This is a genomic window from Methylobacterium sp. J-088, assembly GCF_022829295.1.
Lineage (GTDB): Bacteria > Pseudomonadota > Alphaproteobacteria > Rhizobiales > Beijerinckiaceae > Methylobacterium.
The window spans coordinates 1-22,070 of record NZ_JAKSYH010000213.1 but is presented as its reverse complement, the minus strand read 5'-3'; the positions used below and the strand labels follow the sequence as shown (position 1 = coordinate 22,070).

Sequence of the window (22,070 nt, the reverse complement as noted above, 5' to 3'; positions counted from 1 at the left end):
CCACGCAGGCGTACTGCGAGCAGGGCAGCAAATGTCGAGAGTGGTTCGAGCTGTCGTCGACACGCCACGTCCCTCGCCGCAGCCCGCGGAGATCGCCCCACACCAGCTCGGCAGTTTCCGAGCGGGCGAGCACCGCCCGAGCCTCACCGAGGAAGCTGCGACCGGCCTCGGTCAGCTCAATCCCGCGCCCTACCCGATGGAACAGTTTGACCGCGTGCCTGGCTTCCAGCCCCGAGACCGCCGCGCTGACCGCAGACTGGACGATGTTGAGCGCTTCGGCCGCGCGGGTGATATGCTGGCGCTCGGCCACCGCCACGAAAATGCGCAGCTGATCCAGGGTCATCGACGGGCTCGGCGGTCTCGAAGAAGGCGGCGAGCCTATCACGCGCTGGTATGCTCGGGTCTGTGAGACTGCCCTATCAGAACAGCTACGTTCCAGCTTGACGGTTCCGTTTCTCAAACCCTATCGGACCGTCGCAATGTGGGTCGGCTTGCGGGCAGTATGTTGGGGTCCGGTTCCCCCCCGAGCCGAGCTTGCGGGGTGGCCGACGAACGACCGCTTATGAGAAACGCAAACGTTCTTCCCAGCGGCCGGGTTGGGTCGATAGGAGGCTGTCCGCTTTTCCCACGGACCTTCTCCGAAGCGGACCGACAGCTTTCGGCCAAACCCTGCCATTCCAGACCGCGGCTTCGCTTCAATTTTTCGCGTTGCCGGAGGCATTCCCGCGCTACGTCGCGAATGTCGGCGCGATCCCGTACTTCCGACTGGACTGTCGCCGCCAATAGAGCGTGTGTGCTGAGCGGCCCGACGCAGCCGCGGGCCGAGGCAGCCACGCGCTTGAGGTGACGGTATGAGCGAGACGACTACGGGCCGGGTGGATACGAACGAGACCAGCCAGAGCGTGGCCGCCATCAGCACCCGCCTGACCCAGGCCGCCGCTCTCGCCAAGACCACCCTGGTCTGCGCCGACTCCGAGCGCGAGGCTGTGCGCATCGTCCTCGACCTCGACGTCCCCCTCAGCGAGGCCAAGACCCTGCACGGCGCCATCTGTCTCATCGACCACATCAACCGAAAGGTCGCCGAGGCCACCGCTCCCGGCGATTGACCGTCTGTTCGCGTGCGGCCGTCCCCATGCGATCGCCACACGCGGTCTCCTCGCTTCACCCCGCCGGCCCGTCGCGGAGCCGATCGCGGGGTCAGGCCGGTGGAGGGGCTCGCCCGCCGCCACGGAGACGATCACCATGACCGCCACGAATGCCGCTGCCATCACCGCCGCCGCCCCAACGACCGTCCCCCTGAACCGGACCGAAGCTGGCTTGCTGCAGGCCGCCGCTGCGGACGGAGGCCGCCTGACGCGCCCCGCCGCGATGAAGCCCGCCACCTACGCGCGACTGCTCGGCCGCTTCCTGCGCGATGGCCTGGTATTCGCACCCCCGGAGGCGGACGGCCCACACCGCCTCACCCCCGCCGGATACCGGGCCGTCGGCCTCGCCCCGCCCAAGCCACCGCGCGCCGCCAAGGTGAATGCGGCTGCCTGCGCCGCCGCACCGGCGGTCATCGATGGTGCCGCGGCCTCGAGCAAGAAGGCGCAGGTGCTGGAGCTGCTGAGGCGTGAGCAGGGGGCGACGCTCGCCGAGCTGATCGCCGCCACCGGCTGGCTGCCTCACACCACCCGCGCCGCCCTCTCGCGAATCCGTACCGGCGGGCAAGCGCTGCTCAAGGCCGCCCGCCCCGACGCCGCCACCGCCTACTGCATCCCCGCGCCGGTGACCCCGGTCCCCGCCCCGCCCCGGGCGCGCAAGCCCCGACGCACGCCGGCGGCCGAGGCCGCCGGCGCAACCCCGGCGGCAGCCTGATGGGCGGGGAGCGCATGCCCGCCGCGGCGCAGTCGATGGCGGCGGTGGTCGGGACGGGGGCTGCCCCCGCCGCCGACCGGCTCGCCGCCGCGCTCGACGAGCTGGCCGGCCTCGACGCCGCCAGCCTCACCCGGCGCTGGCGGCGGGACTTCGGTTCCGCCGCTCCGCCCGGCCTCTCCCCCGCCCTGCGCGCCCGTATCCTCGCCCACCGCCTTCAGATCCGCGCGTTGGGCGGCCTCGACCGCGACACCGCGCAAGCTCTCGGCCGTTTCGCGGCCGGGCGGGGGACGGGGGCCGGACGAGTTACGTCTGAACCTGGCGCCGCGGTCACCTCGACCGCCATCGCCGTCCCGGTGCCGGACCGGCGCGGGCACACCCCCGGCGTACAGCTGTCGCGCGAGTAGGGCGGGCGGATGCACACCGTCACCGTGCTCGACGTCGGCTACGCCTGGGACGGGGCGACCTACCCCAGCCTGTCCCGCGTCGCCCACGCCATCACCGGCACCAAGTGGAACGGCCCCCGCTTCTTCGGCCTGCGCGAGCGGGCCGAGGCGGCGACGGGGGCCGGGCGAGAAAGGGTTGAGGGGAGGCCCCCAACGTGAGCGCTAAATTGCGTCGTTCGGCGAACGCTGCACAGCATCCCCCCTCGGGCGCCCGCCCGGCGCTGCGCTGCGCGATCTACACGCGTGTCTCGACCGAGCACGGGCTGGAGCAGGAGTTCAACTCGCTGGACAACCAGCGCGAGGCTGCCGAAGCCTACGTGAGAAGCCAGGCTCACGAGGGCTGGCGGCTCCTGCCCGAACGCTACGACGACGGCGGATACTCCGGCGGTACCCTCGAGCGTCCCGCCCTCCGGCGCCTGCTCGACGCTGTGCGCGAGCGCCGAGTCGATGTCATCGTCGTGTACAAGGTCGACCGCCTGACCCGCGCGCTCGCCGACTTCGCCAAGATCGTCGAGCTGTTCGACGCGCATGGCACATCGTTCGTGTCGGTGACCCAGGCGTTCAACACCACCACCAGCATGGGGCGCCTCACCCTCAACGTCCTCCTATCGTTCGCCCAGTTCGAGCGCGAGGTCACCGGCGAGCGCATCCGCGACAAGATCGCCGCGTCCAAGCGCAAGGGCATCTGGATGGGCGGGGTGGTGCCGCTGGGTTACCGTGTCGATACGCGCGCGCTGCATGTCGTCGAGGAGCAGGCCGAGGTCGTGCGCGCGATCTTCGCCCGCTATCGCGCACTCGGCACGGTCAGCGCGCTGCAGGCCGAGTTGGAGGCCAGCGGCATCCGCGTGCCCGAGCGCCGCGACGGCAAGGGCAAACCGGTCGGGGGCGGGGCGTTCACCCGCGGGCACCTGTACAAGATCCTCGCCAACCCGATCTACGTCGGCCGGCTCAGCCACCGGGGCCGCGTGCACGAGGGCCAGCACGTTGGCCTCGTCGAACCGGCGACGTTCGACGCGGTGCAGGCGCAGCTGGCAGCCAACCATCACGCACATACCGCCCGGCGGCGGGAAGGCGCGCATCTGCTCACCGGGCGCATCCGGGACGAGCAGGGCCAAGCAATGACTCCGAGCCACACGGCAAAGGGCGCGCGGCGCTACCGGTACTACGTCAGCCGGGCGGCGGTCCGGGAGCGGCCTACCTGCGCCGTCCGGCGCATCGCAGCCCACGCGGTCGAGGACAGCGTGGTCCAGGCGCTGCGCGCGACGCTTCGCTCGACCGGCGCATCTGCCTCTTCATCCGCTCCGGTATCCGAGATCCTCAGCGACGCCGAAATAGTTGCGATCCACCTCGCGCGGGTGACGATCCATCCCGACGCGCTGCTGATCGAGCTGGTTGGCGGGCACGAGAGTGATCCGATCCGCATCCCCTGGTCGCCCACGGGGCATCGTCGGCGCCGGGAGATCGTCGTGCCCCCGGGGGTGGAGCGTGATGGCTTGCGACCGATGAAGGTCGAGGACCGCGCGCGCATCCTCACGGCCATCGCCCGCAGCCGCACCTGGATCGACGACCTCGTCGCGGCGCGTGCGGCGGGAACCGCGGCCATCGCACTGCGCGAGGGCTGCAGCGAACGCGCGGTGCGAATGGTGTTGCCGCTCGCCCATCTCGCCCCTTGGATCGTGCGGGCCATCGTCGACGGGCGCTTGCCGCGCGGCATCGGCGTCCGGCATCTGGCCGAGCTGCCGGCATCCTGGGCGGAGCAGGAGCGCGCCCTAGGCTTGTGAGCACATCACCGCGCCACCGCGCCACCGCGCTCCGGGGCCATCGCCGGGCGATCCAATCCCCTACCATCTGAGCCGAACTTCAGCGCCACCTTCCTTGCGTCGTCGGCGGCCGCTCGCATTCGCATCGCCGTGCGCCCGCGGCGAACGACCCATGTATCCGTCATCGATCCTGTGCGCGGAAACAGGTTTGGCAGCAGCGGAGACGGCGGCCTCGTTCAGCAGCCAATCCGAGGTCTGGCGGGTTAGAGACTGGCATATCGTCGTGGAGACGCGGCTAAGTCGCGAACACCGCGCCGTTTTTCGTATCGACCACCAGGCACGCAGTTTCTGAAAACTGCCTGGTGGAGCTGAGGGGACCGTAACCCGCGAACGGGTTAAGTGCCTGTCGCCGCTTCAAGTCCTTGCCCAAGCTGCGCTTTCGGGGATGACGACGGGGATGCGGAGGGGATGTCCGGCATGTGCGTCCCTATGTAACCCCATCCCGAATTCATTCCGGGCGCCGGCCGCGGGAACGCCGCGGCGGCCGCCCGCAAACCGGACGGGCGGGAAGAGCGGATCCGCCGCGACGCCCCCCACAGACCCGATGGGCGTGCAGGTGCGCGAAGGCGCGGCCCTCCTTCGGCGGCGATCGGCACTGTCCCCGAGCGTGGTCATGCGCGGCGACATCGCGATAGGCCCCGCCGGACCGACGCGCGGCGTCTTCGAGGCCCGGGATAGGCTTATGCCTCGGTCTTGCGACGATCCGACGTGCGCAATCATGGCAAAGCTTGTGGTCGGGAGGGGGGCTATCACCCGCCGCAAACGTGGCTCCGGTCCGACGTCGACGAGCTGGCCGGGGGGCGCGAGGAGGGATGCCTGGAACATCGCCGGTTGCACGCCCTCGCCGATGCCGCCTGACGACAGCGAGGGGCAATACCAGAGTGGCCAACGACTCGATCTGGTCAAATAGTGGTCAAAATCTGACGCTTGGTAGCCAGTCGCGGGGTCTGCAACGGGTGGATTTCGGCAGGTCCGCTTTTGGGGCGCAAAACCAAAAATGCGGACGGCGAGATAGCAAAGGCGAGGACGGCTCGACCCTGCGTTGAATGACAAATGTAACAGATCAACTTCAAGCTCGGTGGCTTGCGCATGCCGATCCTGGTCCGACCACGCAGGCCTCGAAATTGGCGGTTGAGCGGTGCCCGAGGAATGACGAAAGCCTTTACGGCACAGCCGTGCGGCAGGTTCGCCCACATCGGAACGCCCCGCACCGCCGGTTGTTCGGGTCCCAGGGAACGGCTCCCCTGGAAAGATCACCCTTGCTGAATGCGACCAGAAGACTGCGTTTCCTGGTCGCGGAGAGCGAGCCGCCCCACGCCAGGGGGAAACGCCGGGAGAGCGTCGGACGCTCGTCCGGGGAAACCTACGTCGAGACCTTGGAACGTCTCGCACCCGGCGCCCTGTGCCATTGCATCAAGCCCGCCGACGCCGATTGCGCGTTGCCGGAAGGTGAGAGTTTGGCAGGGTACGACGCCGTGTTCCTCTCCGGTTCCCCGCTTTCTCTGTACGAGGAAACCCCGGAGGTCCGGCGTGCCCTGGCGTTCATGGGGGCGCTCTTCGCCTCGGGCACCCCGTCCTTCGGGTCCTGCGCCGGCCTGCAGATGGCGACAGTCGCTGCGGGCGGGACGGTGAGGCCGAACCGGAACGGACCCGAGGCCGGGTTCGCCCGCCGCATCACGCCGACCGACGCAGGCCGGCCGCATCCGCTCCTGCGCGGCCGGCCCGCCGCCTACGATGCGCCGAGCATCCACACCGACGAGGTCGAGACCCTTCCGGCCGGAAGCATCCTTCTCGCGAGCAACCGAGCCACCGTCGTCCAGGCCGCAGAGATCCGATTCGAGGGTGGCACTTTCTGGGGCGTCCAGTACCACCCGGAGATCGGCCTGGACGAGGTGTCCGGGGCGCTGCGGCGCCAAGCGGACGACCTGATCGAGGCCGGGCTCGCGATAAACCGGCGTGAGGTCGAGGACCAGGCCGACTTGGTCGAGGCACTGCATCGTGAACCGGGGCGGCGGGACCTGGCGTGGCGGCTCGGCCTCGACGAGCAGGTCACCGACGACGACCTGCGGCAGGCGGAAATGCGCAACTTCATCGAGGCGCTGGTCGTCCCAACCCGAAGCAAGCGACGCTGAGACGCCACTCACGTCTCACGGATGTTTGGCACCGGGTGGCCGAACAAAGTTGTGCCGAAACGGGAAACCGTTCGCGTCGGTGCCTGTTGGAAACAGATGCCGGACAAGCGCCCCCTTCCAGTATCGGTCGTCCTCGTGGTCGAGGACGACGGATTCGTACGCTTCACCGCGGTATTGATGCTGGAGGATGCGGGCTTCTCCGTGGTCGAGGCGGCCAACGCGGACGAGGCGTGGGACATCCTCCTCGCCCGCGACGATGTCGGGGTCCTGTTTACCGACGTCGACATGCCAGGTTCCATGTGCGGCAAGACCCTGGCCGAACGCGTCCACCGCTCGTGGCCGGACATCCGGCTGATCCTGACCTCCGGCCGCCAACGGTTTTCCGAGGACGAGGTGCCGGACCATGGACTGTTCGTGGCAAAGCCCTACAACGGTCCCCAAGTGGTCGACGCGATCCATCATGCGCGGTAGGTGATACGGGAGCCAGGCGGCCTTCCGTGGGTATCCTGGGCATGTTGCGGGAAAGCCTCGGCTTCCGCCTAGAGCTCCATGCCCGACAACGTCGCGGCCGCCTGGATCAAAGCAAGGTGCGTCAGTCCTTGGGGCAGGTTACCGAGGAAGGCGCCCGTCATCGGGTCGGCCATCTCGGAGTAGGTTCCGGAGTTGCGGTCGAGTGCCTGCACCACCGCCTCGAATTTCTCCGCGCCAGCGTCGGCCTGCCCCAGCAACGCCATCGCCTCGGCGAGCCAGAAGGTGCATGAGAGGAAGCACCCCTCCTCGGCCTCCACCCCGGTATAGCGGTAGTGGTAGGGCCCGCGCCCGAGTTCGCGGTCGATGGCCTCGCAGGTGGCACGCAGGCGCGTGGGGTTGCCATAGCGGAACCGGACTGCCAGCGTCAGCGAGGCGTCGAGCATGTCGCTGCCGGGGTACATCACATAGGCTTGCTTGTCCTCCGACCAGCAATGCTCCTCGATCCACGCGGCGACGCGGTCGCGCGCCCGGACCCACCGGTCCTTGCAGTTCCCAGGAAGGTGGCCGTTCTCCGCCATCTCGACGGCACGGGCGAGCGCCTGCCAGCAACTGATCTTCGATCCGGTGTAGTGTTGCTGCTCGGGCAGCTCCCAGATCCCGGCATCCTTCATCTTCCACTTCTCGGCGCACTCGTCGGCCAGGCGCGCCAGCAGGGCGCCACTGCGCAGGTCGAGCATACCACCGCCGACCACGAAGCGTTCTGCCGTCTCGAAGATGTCACCGTAGATGCCGTGCTGGTGCTGCCCGGTGGCGGCGTTGCCCGTGCGAACGGGTCGGGAGTTCCGGTACCCGGGTAGGTCGAGCTCCTCCTCCTCCGACACGGTCTCTCCGTTCAGGGTGTAGAGGACCTGGGCGCCATGCTCGTCCAGATGGCGGACGAGCCACGTCAGGGCGGCGCTGGCCTCGGCGTGAGCCCCGAGCCGGAGGTACGCCTTGATGACGTAGCCGGCGTCGCGGACCCAGGCGTAGCGGTAGTCGTAGTTCTTCTTCCCGCCGATCCCCTCGGGCAGGGAGGTCGTCGCCGCCGCCGCGATGGCCCCGGTCGGGGAGTATAGAAGGAGTTTCAGGGCAAGCGCGCTGCGCTCGACCTGCTCGCGGTAGCGTCCGCCGTAGCCCAGCCCCTCCGTCCACTCCTGCCATGCCTTGCAAGAGACCTCGATGCGGCGGTCGATATGCGCCACCGGCGCAACCACCAGGGGCTCGTGCTCGCCGGCCATGATGGCGACGGTCTCGATCCGGCCCGTCGTGACCTCGACGACGGCGGAGATCGCGTGGTCGTCCTCCGCCTCGATGCGGATACCGTCGCTGTACCTATAAAGGCCCATCAGGTCGGCGACATGGAACGCCTTCCCGCTGGCATTCGCCGACAGGAAGGGTCCGGCGGTGTCGCCGCGGGTGCCGAACACAAGGGTGATCCGGAAGCGCACCCGCCCCTCCAGGCCCTCGATGCGGCGGGCGAGCTCCGCCCAGGGCAGTCGTCCGGCCGGCCCGCTGTTGAGGCTCTCGGTCAGCCGCGCCTTTCCCGTCGCCGTGGTGAACACGGTCTCGTGGACGTTGCTGCCGTCGCGGTAGCCGATCTCGGCGGTGAACGGCGCGTCCGGCGTCACGGAGAAGTAACCGCCCTCATGCGACGACAGCAGACGGTCGAACAGAGGCGGCGAATCGAGGTTGGGACAGCACCACCAGTCAATCGACCCGTCGGCCCCCGACAAGGCCACCGAACGACCTTCACCGAGCGCTGCGTAGGCTTCGATGGGAAGGTACCCGTCCTCTCGTTCGACGGGTCCGCCGGAGCGGGGAAAGGGTTTCAGCACGTGCGATGACTCCGAGGGGAATGATAGGCTTTGGGCCGTTCAGACGCGGAACTGCGGCAGGACATGGCCGCCGAACGCCTCCAGGAAGGCGTCCTGGTTCCGTCCGACCTGATGGACGATGATCTCCTCGAAGCCGATCTCGGCCAGCTCGGCGAGCCATGCGGCCTGGCGCCCGAGATCCTCGGAGACCCGCACACAGCCGTGGACGTCCTCCGGCCGCACGAAACGTGAGGCGGTCTCAAAATCCTCGGGCGTGCGCAGGTCCCAATTGGCATCGCCCTCCAGCATGTTGGCCGCCCACTGCCCATGCGCCTCGGCCAGCGCCCGGTCGGCATCCGCATCCCAGCAGACCTTGGTCTGGAGGAAGATCGGCTTGCCCGCCCCGCCGCCCTCGCGGAACGCGTCAACGACGGGACGGAGCTTTTCCGGCTCGATGCCGACGGTGACGAGACCGTCGGCCCATGCTGCCACCTTCCGCGCGGTATCGGCGGTGACGGCCCCGCCGATCAGCAGCGGCGCCTTCTCCGGGCGGGAGTAGAGCTTGGCATCGATCACGGTGACACGGCCGCGATGGGTCACGGTCTCGCCCTGAAACAGGGCCCGGATCACCGCCGCGCACTCACCCAGCCGCGCGGTTCGCTCGACCTTTTCCGGCCAGGGCAAACCAGTGACATCCTCATTGAGACGCTGGCCGCTGCCAAGGGCCAGCCATAGCCGCTCCGGAAACATCTCCGACAGGGTTGCGGCTGATTGCGCCAGAATGGCCGGGTGGTGCCGGTAGCCCGGCGCCGTGATGATCCCGAACGGGATTCGCGTCGTCGCCAACGCGGCGCCGAGCCAGGACCACGCATGTCCGGCATGACCCTGGGCATTGCTCCAGGGCTTGAAGTGCTCGGACGACATGGCGCAGGCGAAACCGGCCTGCTCCGCTGCCTGGACGTGGGAGAGGAGCACCGAAGGCGCGTACTGCTCATGGGAAGCATGGTAGCCGATACGCGCCAAGTCCTGAGTCTCCGTCCAAACGAGACGCGAACGGCCAGTTTCTGGTGGCGTTCCGAAGCCGGCCTGCCTCACCTCGACGCAACCGCGTACTCGCGGCCGCTATCCGACGCCGGTCGGTCCGTCGATGACCCGGCGTACGCGCCGCGCCAGTTCGAGGCGCTTGTACGGCTTGTTGATGATCTCGAACTCGGTGCCGCCCGCGTCGGTGCGTTCCAGGGACGCTTCCGCGTAGCCCGTGGTCAGCAGCACCTTGATCTTCGGCTGCCGCTCGCGTGCGGCGCGCGCCAGCATCACCCCGTTCATTCCGCCGGGCATGATCAGGTCGGTGAATAACAGGTCGATGCGTCCCTCGCCATCGAGGATCTCGATGGCCTGCTTGGGCCCGTCCGCGACGATGACCTTGTAGCCGAAATCCTCCAGAATGGTCGCCGCCGTGGCCGCCACGTCCGGGCGGTCGTCGACGACTAGAACCGTCTCGGTCCCATGCCGGTCGGCGGCACGTTGCGATGCCTTGCGCTCGGCGTCGATCTTCTGGTCGGAGGCGGGGAACAGCAGCCTGACCGTCGTACCGTGCCCGACCTCGGAGTAGATCTTCACCGAGCCGCCGGATTGCTTGGCGAACCCATAGACCATCGCCAAACCCAACCCGGTACCCTTGCCTTCGGGCTTCGTCGTGAAGAACGGTTCCATGACCCGCGCGAGGATCGCCGGCGGCATGCCACTTCCGGTGTCGGTGACCGAGACCACGACGTAGGCCCCCGGGCCCACTGTTTTGAACAGGGCGGTGTCCTCGTCCTCGATCAGCAGGTTCTCGGTGGTGACGGTGACGGTGCCGCCGTTCGGCATGGCGTCCCGCGCGTTGATCAGCACGTTCAGCAGCGCCACCTCGGCCTGGGTCGGGTCGATGCGGGTGTTCCAGAGGTCCGGTGCCGGCACCAATCGCATCACGACCTGCTCGCCGAGCGTACGCTCGGCCATCTCGCTCATGTTCTGGACGAGACCGTTGAGGTTCAGGAGGCGCCCCTCCAGACGTTGCTTGCGCGAGAAGGCGAGGAGCTGGTGGGTCAGCTTGGCGGCGCGATCCGAGGCGTCCCGTACCGCCTCGCCGGCCCGACGCATCCGGCCGACGTCGATGTCGGGGTGGTCGATGAGCGCCAGCATCACCTCGTTATGCCCCGAGATGACCTGCAGCAGGTTGTTGAAGTCGTGCGCGATGCCGCCGGTCAGCTGGCCCAGGCTTTCCATCTTCTGGGCTTGGTGGAGCGATTCTTCCGCATCGCGACGGCGGGACACGTCGAGCTGCGAGCCGAAGAAATAGATGAGGTCGCCCGAGCGGTTGAACACCGGGCTGACGAACAGCGCGTTCCAGAACGAGGACCCGTCCTTGCGGTAGTTGATGATCTCCGTCGAGAACTCGCGCTGTTCGGCAATCGCCGAACGCAGCTCGGCCACGACCTCCCGGTCGGTCTCACGTCCCTGGAGGAAGCGGCAATTGGTGCCGATCAGCTCGTCCCGGGTGTAGCCCGTCATCCGTTCGAAGGCGCGGTTGACGAAGATGATCGGGTTGTCCGCCTGGTGCGGGTCCGTGACGATCATCGGCATGCGCGTCGTCTCGACGGCGGCGAAGAAGATGTCGTGGTGCTGGTCGACGACGCCGGAGGGACCGCTCCCCGTCACGGGCGTCTTGGGCCCGTGGATCTTTGGTTTCTCGGGCGATGACGTCACGTTCTGGCGGCTCCGGGGATTGCGGCCCGGCGGAGGCCGGGAATCGAGCTAACCTAAAGCCTCCCCGCCCAGCCTTCGAGGTTGGTTCGAACAACCCGTGAACGTCAGGATGTCGCAGTCGAGCCGAGGCGACTCCCTAGGCCGCATCCCGAAGCGCGTGGACGCGGCAATGTTCCAGGTAACCCGTTTCGTGGAGACCTGCCAGGTGGACCACGCTGGACCAAAGCCACCTGGGAGCCTCGTCACCGTCACGCATGCGAGTGACCTCGGCCTCCCATTCTGAGGCGGTAGCCTGATCCATCTGGCGGCCATGTGCCCTTCCGACAACGTGCGCCAGATATCCGGCGGCGCGAACCGCCTCGGTTTTCGAGAACTGATCGACGTCGAGCTTCAGGTCCTGGGGGCAAAGTTCGCGCATCACCACAGAGCGGTCGAGAAGCCGAATGGGTAGCATCCGGTCACCCAGGTTCGGAGACATGGCCCGGGCGCCACAGACGACTCGTCGGGCCGGGTCCGTAGGCATGCTGGCATCGGCATGGGTCGGAGCGAGCGCATCCACTGCTTCCTTGAAGTCAACCAAGGCGAACGAGCGGTGCCCATCGGCATCCGTTATGCGGACGAGACCGGCGTAGCGCAGGTTGCCCAGGGAGCTGCAGCCCTTCATCCAATAGGCGGCGTCGACCAGGCGGATCTCGGCTTCGTCATAGCGCCCGTTGAGGGACAGCACCAATCTCCGTACCTCCGGGTTCTCGAACGCACCATCGAGTGCTCCTCGCTCCGCGGCGTCGAGGGCCCAGAACTTGCGGCCCAACGGTATCGACGGCTCGACGTCCTTGATGCGCTCGCGGGCGAGGTGCTTCCAGCGCCTGCCCAGGGCTCGGACCCGAACCGTACGCACGGCATCGGGCTCGCGGCCGGACGCGTTGCCGGCCAAGCCGGATACATATCCGCGCATCATCTCCTCCAGCATCCGGGCCGTCACGACGCCCGGCAGGTCGGACCCACGTGCGGCGCTCGCCAAGGAGAGCCCGAGCCGCACGAGGTCGTGCGCCGGGTTCCCGATCACGGTCTGGTCGAGGTCGCGCACCTGGACGTCGACCTGTCCGTCGGCATCGGCAAGGGGGCCGAGGTTGCCCAGGTGGCAATCGCCGCAGATCCAGACCGGGGGACCTTCCGGGAGACAGCCCGAGCCGAGACCATCGAGCCATTCGTAGAAGCGAGCGGTGTTGCCGCGTACGTAGGCGTGGGCCGACCGTGCCATCTTCCGTTCGCGCTGTCGCTCCAGCACGTGATCCCGTTCGTGGCGGTCGAACGTCTTCATCTTGCCCATGGGAACGCCCTTCGACAAAGCGCCAGGAGGTCTCAGGACACGGCCTTCGCCCCCTCGCGTCGATCAACGCCCCATGGCGCTGGATCGCTGCGCGGCCATTTGCCTTCCCTGTGGATGAAGGTCCTCTCTTATACGTAAGGTTGGCGAGGATGGGAGGATGTCTTTTCCCCAGTCCGGGGCTCCACATCGGTCCAGGTGGTCCCCGAGCTTGCGGTGGGATACCCTGCATGGGATGACCCCGCGGTCGTTGACTTCGAAACGGCGCTGAATCGTCCATGGCCGTCGTGACCTTGCTGCCACGATGCCGACGCGAGGCGAGCCGGTCGATACGGACGAGCAACACGGGATGGGTCATGAATGGACAGAGAGGATGAGCTCCGTTCCCGCCTGAGGGATGCCGAGAGGGAGATCGAGCGGCTCAGGGACGATGTCGCACGCCTGTCCCACGCCCCCCTCGCGGGGGAAAGGACGTCCGCGGCCGGGGCCGACCTGCTGTTCACGGCGGCGGAAAAGACCCGCATGCCGCAGATCGTCACCGACCCGAACCTTCCGGACAATCCCATCGTCTTCGCCAACCGCGCGTTCCAGGAGCTCTGCGGCTACGGCGCCGAGGAGCTGATCGGACGAAACTGCCGCTTCCTACAGGGGCCGGACACCGATCCGGGTGACGTGGCGAAGATCCGGGATGCCGTGGCGGCCCGGCGGGACGTGGTCGTCGAACTGGTGAATTATCACCGCGACGGCACCCCGTTCCGCAACGAACTCTACGTCAGCCCCGTGTATGGGCCGGACGGGGACTTGCGGTACTTCTTCGCGAGCCAACTCGACGTCACCCGCTTCCGGACGGAGGAGGAGCGGCTCGCGGAGAGCGAGGCGCGGTACCAGACCCTGTTCGAGGCCGTGGATGCCGGGTTCTGCATCGTCGAGATGCGCTACGATGCAGAGGGTCGGGCCGTCGACTACCGCTTCGTGGAGGTCAACCCGGCCTTCGAGCGCCATACCGGTTTGCGCGGGGTGACGGGGAGGTGGGTCAGCGAACTCGTCCCCGGATTGGAACGGGCCTGGTTCGACGCCTACGGAGAGGTGGCCCTGACCGGTAGGCCGACGCGCTTCGAGAGCGGCGCGATCTCCCTTGGGCGCTGGTTCGACGTGCATGCCCTTAGGATCGGGGACCCCGCTCGCCGTCGCGTCGCCATCCTGTTCAACGACATCACGGACCGGCGCAATCTGGAAAGCCACCTGCACGCCTCCGCCCGCGACCGTACCGAGGAGCGCGACACCCTCTGGCGCGCCAGCCGGGACCTTTTCGTGGTATGCGGTCTGGATGGCCGGTTCCGGACGGGAAATCCCGCTTGGGCGACGATGCTGGGGTGGGAGGCCAACGAGGTCGCTGGTGCCCGCTTCGACCACTTCGTCCATCCGGATGACAGGGAGACGGCCCGCTTAGGCTTCGAACGGGTCGTCGGGGGTTCTGCGCTCGACGACGTCGACGTTCGGGTCCGGTCGAGGGACGGCACCTATCGCTGGGTGTCGTGGAACGCGATCCCGAGCGAGGGCCACTTCTACGCCGCCGGCCGGGACATCACCGAGCGTCGGGCCCTGGAGGAGCAGCTTCGGCAATCCCAGAAGCTGGAGGCGGTCGGTCAGTTGACCGGCGGGGTTGCGCATGACTTCAACAACCTCCTGACGGTGATCAAGTCGTCGACCGACCTGCTCAAGCGACCGAACCTGCCGGAGGAACGGCGGACCCGCTACGTCGACGCCATCTCCGACACCGTCGGGCGCGCGGCGAAGCTGACGGGCCAGCTCCTGGCCTTCGCGCGCCGGCAGGCCCTCAACCCCGAGGTCTTCGATGTCGGGAAAAGCGTGGCCTCGGTCACCGACATGGTCGCGACGCTGACGGGCGCCCGCATCGCCGTGACCACGACGGTGGAGCCCTTCCGGGACGGCACGGGCATCGAGGTGCCGTGCCTGATCAACGCCGATCCGAGCCAGTTCGACACCGCGCTGGTCAACATGGTCGTGAACGCCCGCGACGCGATGAACGGCGAGGGGCGGTTGGACATCCGCGTCCGGTCGACGCGATCCATTCCTGCCGTTCGCGCGCATCCATCCGTGGCAGGTGATTTCATTGCCGTATCGATCTCGGATACCGGTGCCGGCATCGCCCCGGACCTCGTCGATAGGATCTTCGAGCCGTTCTTCACCACCAAGGGGGTGGGCCAGGGAACCGGCCTCGGCCTGAGCCAAGTGTACGGGTTCGCCAAGCAGTCCGGCGGAGAGGTGGTGGTCGAAAGCGTGGTCGGCAGCGGCACGACCTTCAGCCTCTACCTCCCCCGCGCCGAGGAAGTCCCGAGGCCGGTGGCGGACGAGCGCGAACCCGCCCTTCTCGCCGAGGGGCACGGGACCTGCGTTCTGGTCGTGGAGGACAATCCGGACGTCGGTGCCTTCGCCACCCAGGCCTTGCGCGAGCTCGGCTACCACACGGTCTGGGCCACCGACGGCGAGAAGGCGCTCGTCGAGATCGAGCGCATCCCGTTCCAATTCGAGGTGGTGTTCTCCGACGTGATGATGCCGGGCATGGACGGCATCACGCTGGCCCACCGGATCCTCGACCGCAGGCCGGGGATGCCCGTCGTCCTGACGTCCGGTTACAGCGAGGTGCTCGCCCAGGAAGGCGCGCATGGCTTCGAGCTCCTGCGCAAGCCATACTCGGAGGCGGACCTCTCCCGTATCCTGCGCCTCGCGGTCGAGCGGACGAGAACCACCACGCAAGGGTAGTTCCGACAATTGCCCAAGACCGATGCGAACCATCGGCAAAGGAGCATCACCGGGCGGAAGGTATGGGCACGAACACCCGTGGTGCATCCTGAATTCCGATGATTTTTTGGATGCTGCAAGACGTCGCGTCTCTCGGAAAAGGGAGCTTCCCTCCGACACGGGACTTAAACCGTAGGGCTCATTGATCGAGTTCGTCCGGAACACCAACACCCGGGGCATACATGAATCGTAGGGCCTCGACGCCAGCGGAAGTCGGCGATGGTCGGCGCCTGAACGCACTCGCCGACTACGGCATCCTGGATACAGGGCCGGAGAAGGGGTTCGACGACATCGTCCTGCTGGCACGACGGCTCTGCGCCGCCCCGGTCGCGCTGGTCAGCTTCGTCGCCTCGGACCGCCAGTGGTTCAAGGCCAGGTCGGGGTTCGCGCCCTGCGAGACGTCCCTCGACCGCTCCGTTTGCGCCCATGCACTCGGTGCACCGGACCTCCTGGTCATCCCCGACCTGTCCTCCGATCCCCGCACCCGCAACAACCCGTTGGTGACGGGCAAGGAGGGCCTCCGTTTCTACGCCGGGGCACCGTTGGAGGCGGCTTCCGGCGAACGCCTCGGTTCGCTCTGCGTCATCGATACGGCGCCCCGGCCAGGAGGGCTGACGGAGGAACAGGCCGAGTCGTTGCAGGCCCTGGCCGGACAGGTCATGGCCCAGATGGAGCTTCGGCGCGCGGCGAGCGAGCGCGAGCGCATCCTCTCCGGCCAGGAAACCTTGATCGCCCAGCAGAATGCCCTGATCGCGACGCAGGCGGCCATCTCGAGCGCCGCCAGCAATCGCGACGCCATCCTCGATGCGCTCGTTGGCGGGGTGATGGCTGCGGTTCCATCGGCGCAGGGCGGCGTGATCGAGCTGCGGGAAGGTGACGAACTCGTTTATCGCTCCGGTCTCGGCACATTGGCGGACCATGTCGGCCTGCGGCTTCCCCTCTCGGGCAGCCTGTCCGGACATACCCTGATCACCGGCAAGGCGGTGCTGTGTCCGGACGTACTGCTCGACCATCGGGTCAAGCGGGACGTCATCGCGCCGCTGGGCATGCGCTCCGCCATCTACGTTCCCGTCTCGCGCGGCGGCGCGCCCATCGGCGTGCTGAAACTCCAGTCGAGCCATCCCGACGCCTTCTCCGGGCGGGACCTCCGGGTGGCGAAGCAGTTCGCCGGCACGGTCGCTGCTGGGTTGGCCGAGGCCGGGGAGGCGGACGCGCGCCGGGATGTCCGCGCCGGAGAGGACACCCTCCGGACCGTGCTGGATAACCTCCCCGTCGGAGTCCTGATCGCCGAGGCCCCGTCCGGACGCATCGTCGGTCACAACGCGCGGGCGGAGGCCATCCTCGGGCACGGCGTGCTGCCTGCCGCTCCGGGCGAAGGGCCGGCGCGATGGATCGCCTTCCACGAGGACGGCCGGCCGGTCGCCCCCGACGAGTGGCCCCTGGTGCGTGTCACCCGCCATGGCGAACCGGGAGCCGAGCTTGAGGTCGAGTACCGGCGCGGCGACGGCACGATATCGTGGGTGGGGTTTTCGGCCGCTGCAATGAACGGGGCCGACGGACATCCCACCGGCGGCGTGGTCGTCGTCTCGGACATCGACGCGCGCAAGCGGTCCGAACGTCAGCTCGCTGCGGCCAAGGCGACAGCGGAGGAAGCCAACCGCGCCAAGAGCGAGTTCCTCGCCAACATGAGCCACGAGCTGCGCACGCCGCTGTCCGCGGTCATCGGGTACTCCGAGATGCTCCAGGAGGAGATGGAGGACGCCGGGCACGAGGATCTCCTGCCCGACATGCGCAAGATCGAATCGAACGCGCGCCACCTCCTCGGCCTGATCAACGATGTCCTCGACCTCTCGAAGATCGAGGCCGAGCACATGGAGGTTTACGTCGAGGACTTCTCCGTCGACGCCGTCGTCCGGGACGTGGCCGCCACGGTTGAGGCGCTGGTCGCCAAGAAGGGCAACGCCCTCCGCCTCGACCTTCGCGGGGATCTAGGGAGCGCCCACACCGACGTCACCAAGGTACGCCAGTGCCTGATCAACCTGCTTGGCAACGCCGCGAAGTTCACCGAGAACGGCTAGGTCACCCTCGCGGCCAAGCGCGAGCGGCGCGGTGGCGAGGATTGGCTCGTGTTCCGGATCGCCGACACCGGCATCGGCATGACGGCGGATCAACAGGCACGCCTGTTCGAGCGCTTCACCCAGGCGGACGCCTCGACTACGCGGCGGTTCGGCGGGACGGGTCTCGGGCTCTCCATCACCAAGGCTTTCGTGGGGATGCTCGGCGGCGACATCGTCGTCGACAGCGTGGAGGGACAGGGCACCACCTTCACGGTAAGCCTGCCCGTCCGTCTCGTGGAAGGGCAACCAGAGGGCGAGACCATCGCCGCCCTGTCCGAAAGCGGCGTCGAAGGGGCGTCCGCCATCGTGCTGGTTGTGGACGACGACCCGGCCACGCGCGACCTCCTCGCCCGCTTCCTCGAAAGGGACGGCTTCCACGTGGTCACCGCCGTCGACGGACGTGCGGGTCTCGAAGCCGCACGCAGGCTCCGTCCGCGCTGCATCCTACTCGACGTGACGATGCCTCGAATGGACGGCTGGACGGTGCAGCGGACGCTCCGTGCCGATCCGGACCTCGGCGATACACCCATCGTCATGGTGACGGTGCTCGACGAGCAGAACCTGGCATTCTCGCTCGGGGCCACGGACTACTTGCAGAAGCCTATCGACTGGGACGAGCTCGCGGCGACGATGGCATGGTTCAGGCCGGTGGCCTGTGATGGACCGGTCCTGGTGGTGGACGACGATGCCGATGCCCGAGCGAGGGTTTGCGGCGTCCTGTCCCGCGATGGGTGGCGCACCGCCGAGGCCGAGGACGGCTGTCGCGGCCTCGATGCGGTCGGCGCCGAACGACCGTGCCTGATCCTGCTGGATCTGATGATGCCAGAAATGGACGGATTCGCGTTCCTGCGGGCGTTGCGTGCCCAACCCGAATGGGCGCACCTACCCGTCATCGTGCTGACCGCCAAGGACGTGAGCGGCGAGGATCGGAAGCGCCTCGCCGGGCAGGCGGATCGGATCATCCGCAAGGGCCAACTGAGCCTGGATGACCTCGCCGCCGCGGTCAGGCAGGTGCTGGTTCCCGTAGGCCTTTCGCGATCCTGAAGCCGCCGTTCGCGTCCTTGAGGTAAGGCCGATGTGCTGCGATTGGCGCTCAGCGGTCGACTGGGGATCGTCTTGCGCTCGCTTGGTTCGCGTCCGATCCCGCTGCCTGCGCGGGGCCCGGGCCGTACGCATCCCGGTCAGGATCGGGCGGGCGTCTGGCATATGGAGGCCGCCCTTCCGCACGGTTTGCGGCGATACGCTCGCGGAGGCTGACGGCGCGTTCGGCAATCGCGGCCGCGTCGCAGCGACGGCAAGGGCCGCCGCGACCCGCAGCATCGCAGTTCCCCGGAAACCGGCACTTTGAACGCGACATGCTCGTCATGGACCCCAGCGTCGGCCGCTGCCCGACCCTGACATCCTTCCCCTGGGGCATCCGCAGTCCGGCGACAATTGCGATACCATGAACACTCAGCAGCCCCTCGTCCATCTTTTCACGCCCCTTCCCGCGGAACCCTTGCACAGGTTTTTCCACTCAGGCCCGTCATCGGATCGGGGGCTCGCACGTTGGCAGGGTCGGACGACGCATCTCGCCTGCCGGCATGGTCGAGGTCGGGACGTCCATAAGCGCGATGAAAGTCATGTGATCGATGGGGAAAACGGCGGGGAGGCAGGTAGTTGGAAGCCTGTCATCGAGCGGCGACGTGCGCGCGGCTGCACGGGACGCGATGATGGCCGCGCTCGCTACCTTCAAACCTGGGGCGCCTGTCCTGATCGTCAGCCATTTCGATGCGGATGGTCTGACCGCGGCCGCCATCCTGGCCAGGGCCTTACGGGACGCCGGTATGTCGGCTGAATCCCTCGTCATCGGCAAGGGGGAGTCGCCGTGGGATCCTGAGGTCACCGACCGGATCGCTGCCTGGAACCCCGGTGGGCTGATCGTCGCCGACCTCGGCACGCGGCGCGACCCGGTCCTGTCGGGCTGCCCGACCCTCGTCATCGACCATCACGTCCCGACCGGTGAACCGGAGGGTGCCGTCACCATCAGCGGAAACGGTCTCGATCCGGAGCCGACGACGGCCCTGCTCGCCTGGTGGGCGGCCGCTGCCCTGGGTGATCAGGCAGACCTCCTGTGGCTGGCGGCGGTGGGGCTCATTGGTGACATGGCGGAGGGGCTCGACTTCCCCGAGATCGCCGAGGCCCAGACCCGGTGGGGCAAGACGGCGCTGCGGGACGCTACATCGCTCGTCAACGCCCCTCGCCGAACCGCCGCCGCGGATGCCGGGCCGGCGCTTCGTCTGCTGCTGGCATCGGACGGCCCGAAGCGCATCACCAAGGGCGATGACGCGGACGCATCGGCCTTGCAGGCGGCGAAGGTCGAGGTTCGCGCGGCCATGGACAAGGCTAAACGGGTGCCGCCCGTGATCGGCGGCGACGTCGCGTTGATCTCGCTCGACTCGCCGTGCCAGATCCATCCGCTGATCGCGCAACAGTGGCGGGGCTGGTTCAGGGACAAGATCGTGATCGCAGCGAACGCCGGCTATCGCCCCGGCTGGGTGCATTTCGCGGCGCGATCAGCCAGCGGGCGCGACCTCATCGCATTCCTGGCCGAGCATCGCCCAACCAGCGCGGACGGACGTTATGGCAACGGTCACGCCCAGGCGACGGGTGGGGCGTTGAGGAACGCCGATTGGAACGGCTTCATCCGGGAACTCGGGTTCCCCCAGGCACAGGTGGACGCATGAACGGCAATGATCGCCCCCTGCGGCTGGGCTTTCCGGTCAAGGTCATGGGTCGGCCGGACCTGAAGTCCCAGGACACCCGTCGCTGGCAGAAGGATCCGCACCTCAAGTGCTCGCTTGAACTGCTCGACCACGTTCTGGACTACCTCAAATCGAAGAACCTCGACATGTACCGGATGTCGTCGGACATAGCGCCCTACGCGACCCATCCCGACATGCCCCAGTTCCACAACATGGTGGCGGAGAGCGACGCCGAGTTACGCGCTTTCGGCGCCAAGGCTCGGGACTACGATATTCGCCTATCGTTCCACCCCTCGCAATACGTGCTGCTGAACGCCCCCAACCCCGAGCTTACGAAAAAGAGTATCTGGGACCTCTCCAGCCAGGCCGAGATGCTTGATCGGATGGGGCTGGACGACGAGGCGGTGATGATCACCCATGTCGGCGGCGTCTACGACGACCACGAGGCGAGCCGGGCGCGTTGGGTCGACGGCTGGAACCTCTGCCCGGAGCACGTTAAGCGCCGCCTCGTGCTGGAGAACGACGACCTGCGTTTCTCCGCGGCGGACGTGCTCTGGATCCACGAGCGTACCAGTGTGCGGCTGATCTTCGACTACCAGCACTTCTGGTGCCTCAACCCCGAGCGGCTGGACATGCGCGAGACCTTCGAGCGGTTCCTCGCGACGTGGCCCGCCGGGGTTCGTCCGAAGATGCACTTTTCCTCGCCGCGCACCGAGCTGCGAGAGATCAAACAGAAGATCACCCCCAAGCAGCGGGAGGCGGCCAAGGCGGGGAAGGCCAGGGGTAAGTCGAAGGAGTTGCTGAAGGCACCGGTCAAGGCAACGGCACGGGTCAAGACGGTGTTGCGACCGCCAATCTGGACGGGTCATGCCGACTTCACCAATCCGTTCGAGTTCGCGACGTTCATGCGCATGGCCGAGGGGCTGGTCTTCGACGTGATGCTGGAAGGGAAATCCAAGGACCTCAGCCTCCTGCGTCTTCGCCCCGATTTGCTGCGCTTCGCACCCGATGTCGCCGCCCGGTTTGGGATCACCCCGCAGGCGGCGACGGACGACGAGGAGCAGTTGGAGGACGGCGTCGACGCGGACGAGGAGCCCGATGTTGACGAAGGACGTGCAGAGGCGGCTGAGTGAAAATCCACAAACGAAGCAATGCCGCCCCAGAGAGATGGAAACCGCCTGATAATATTGGAGCTTGTGTCGGTATCTGCCATAGTAACGGTATCATTAGAAGCCCAATGAATTAGTCTGGGCGTAGATTCAAATATTCATTTTGTGCCAATATAATTGAAGCCACGATTTTTTCTGACGTCCGCTTACGGGCATCCGGTGCAGCCCACGGAACGGCTGAGGTGGGTCGAGAGCAGCCCTTGGCGGCGGGTACCAAGCGTCAGATTTGGACCACTAGGTCGCGGCGTCGCCCTAATCCTGGGACGTAGGTTCGGCTAAGAGTCCGTCCGAGAAGGCAGGTTGATCGGTCGAGGCGCCTGACCGGGATCATGACGGCGCCGGCGTAGAGGAAGGCTCTGGCGTAGGCGAGGGTCGCTTCCGGAACGTTCCAGAGCCGTCGGTTGCGGCGGATCCAGGCGAAGAACCTCTCAACTACCCACCGGCGTGGATCAACAGCAGAGCCAACCTGATCCGGCGGCTTGCGCAAGATCTCGACGGCGATGATCATCGCTCTCGCTGGTTTGCCGCCGACATTGCCGGCGTCGCCGAGGCCCTGGGGTATCAAC

Annotated in this window: 15 protein-coding genes and 3 pseudogenes; 12 read left to right on the top strand and 6 right to left on the bottom strand. The window is 67.5% G+C overall.

The genetic code is table 11. From position 1 onward, the window contains the following. On the bottom strand, positions 1 to 343 hold a 343-nt coding region (locus MKK63_RS23810; protein WP_244006163.1), incomplete at its 3' end, for a LysR family transcriptional regulator. A 508-nt stretch (positions 344 to 851) separates the two neighbouring features. Between MKK63_RS23810 and MKK63_RS23805 the strand changes: the two genes are divergently transcribed. The 6 genes and pseudogenes from MKK63_RS23805 (at position 852) to MKK63_RS23780 (ending at position 6,723) form a co-directional block, all read left to right on the top strand. Next, positions 852 to 1,106: a hypothetical protein gene (locus MKK63_RS23805; RefSeq protein ID WP_244006165.1), complete on the top strand. Its 255-nt coding sequence runs from the start codon at positions 852 to 854 to the stop codon at positions 1,104 to 1,106. Between the two features lie 136 nt (positions 1,107 to 1,242). After that, positions 1,243 to 1,857, top strand: coding sequence for a DUF3489 domain-containing protein (locus MKK63_RS23800; RefSeq protein WP_244006162.1), 615 nt, complete (start codon positions 1,243 to 1,245; stop codon positions 1,855 to 1,857). Beyond that, positions 1,857 to 2,459, top strand: a pseudogene (locus MKK63_RS23795) (DUF2924 domain-containing protein). Before MKK63_RS23800 ends, MKK63_RS23795 begins: the two are co-directional and overlap by 1 nt. Next, positions 2,456 to 4,081 (top strand): recombinase family protein, encoded by a 1,626-nt coding sequence (locus MKK63_RS23790; RefSeq protein WP_244006160.1) that lies wholly within the window; start codon positions 2,456 to 2,458, stop codon positions 4,079 to 4,081. The pseudogene MKK63_RS23795 and the gene MKK63_RS23790 overlap by 4 nt, the downstream one beginning before the upstream one ends. Before the next feature lie 1,298 nt (positions 4,082 to 5,379). Then, positions 5,380 to 6,252: a type 1 glutamine amidotransferase gene (locus MKK63_RS23785; protein ID WP_244006159.1), complete on the top strand. Its 873-nt coding sequence runs from the start codon at positions 5,380 to 5,382 to the stop codon at positions 6,250 to 6,252. A 96-nt stretch (positions 6,253 to 6,348) separates the two neighbouring features. Further along, a complete protein-coding gene (locus MKK63_RS23780) occupies positions 6,349 to 6,723 on the top strand; it encodes a response regulator (RefSeq protein ID WP_244006158.1) in 375 nt (124 codons plus the stop codon). Between the two features lie 68 nt (positions 6,724 to 6,791). Here MKK63_RS23780 and MKK63_RS23775 read toward each other — a convergent pair whose 3' ends face one another. The 4 genes from MKK63_RS23775 to MKK63_RS23760 form a co-directional block, all read right to left on the bottom strand. Next, complete coding sequence (locus MKK63_RS23775) at positions 6,792 to 8,597, bottom strand: glycoside hydrolase family 15 protein (RefSeq protein ID WP_244006157.1); 1,806 nt, start codon at positions 8,595 to 8,597, stop codon at positions 6,792 to 6,794. A gap of 39 nt (positions 8,598 to 8,636) precedes the next feature. Next, positions 8,637 to 9,599, bottom strand: a complete 963-nt coding sequence (locus MKK63_RS23770; protein WP_244006156.1) for a TIGR03885 family FMN-dependent LLM class oxidoreductase — start codon at positions 9,597 to 9,599, stop codon at positions 8,637 to 8,639. A 99-nt stretch (positions 9,600 to 9,698) separates the two neighbouring features. Further along, positions 9,699 to 11,324, bottom strand: coding sequence for a hybrid sensor histidine kinase/response regulator (locus MKK63_RS23765; protein WP_244006154.1), 1,626 nt, complete (start codon positions 11,322 to 11,324; stop codon positions 9,699 to 9,701). Between the two features lie 136 nt (positions 11,325 to 11,460). After that, a complete protein-coding gene (locus MKK63_RS23760; RefSeq protein WP_313901794.1) occupies positions 11,461 to 12,645 on the bottom strand; it encodes a DUF2252 family protein in 1,185 nt (394 codons plus the stop codon). Between the two features lie 366 nt (positions 12,646 to 13,011). Here MKK63_RS23760 and MKK63_RS23750 point away from each other — a divergent pair, with 366 nt between their 5' ends. The 6 genes and pseudogenes from MKK63_RS23750 (at position 13,012) to uvsE (ending at position 21,468) form a co-directional block, all read left to right on the top strand. Beyond that, a complete protein-coding gene (locus MKK63_RS23750) occupies positions 13,012 to 15,435 on the top strand; it encodes a PAS domain S-box protein (protein ID WP_279574830.1) in 2,424 nt (807 codons plus the stop codon). A 221-nt stretch (positions 15,436 to 15,656) separates the two neighbouring features. After that, on the top strand, positions 15,657 to 17,552 hold the full coding sequence (locus tag MKK63_RS32035) for a GAF domain-containing protein (RefSeq protein WP_313901793.1): 1,896 nt from the start codon (positions 15,657 to 15,659) through the stop codon (positions 17,550 to 17,552). Between the two features lie 39 nt (positions 17,553 to 17,591). Then, positions 17,592 to 18,209: pseudogene (locus MKK63_RS32290) on the top strand (response regulator); the annotation flags it as partial. A gap of 12 nt (positions 18,210 to 18,221) precedes the next feature. Beyond that, entirely contained in the window at positions 18,222 to 18,635 is a 414-nt protein-coding gene (locus MKK63_RS32285) for a response regulator (RefSeq protein ID WP_409564551.1), read from the top strand. Between the two features lie 641 nt (positions 18,636 to 19,276). Further along, positions 19,277 to 20,317 (top strand): phosphoesterase, encoded by a 1,041-nt coding sequence (locus MKK63_RS23730; protein WP_244006150.1) that lies wholly within the window; start codon positions 19,277 to 19,279, stop codon positions 20,315 to 20,317. Beyond that, positions 20,314 to 21,468: a UV DNA damage repair endonuclease UvsE gene (uvsE, locus tag MKK63_RS23725; protein ID WP_244006148.1), complete on the top strand. Its 1,155-nt coding sequence runs from the start codon at positions 20,314 to 20,316 to the stop codon at positions 21,466 to 21,468. Before MKK63_RS23730 ends, uvsE begins: the two co-directional genes overlap by 4 nt. A gap of 334 nt (positions 21,469 to 21,802) precedes the next feature. On the opposite strand, the pseudogene MKK63_RS23720 reads toward uvsE, so the two are convergent. Next, positions 21,803 to 22,070: pseudogene (locus MKK63_RS23720) on the bottom strand (IS5/IS1182 family transposase); the annotation flags it as partial.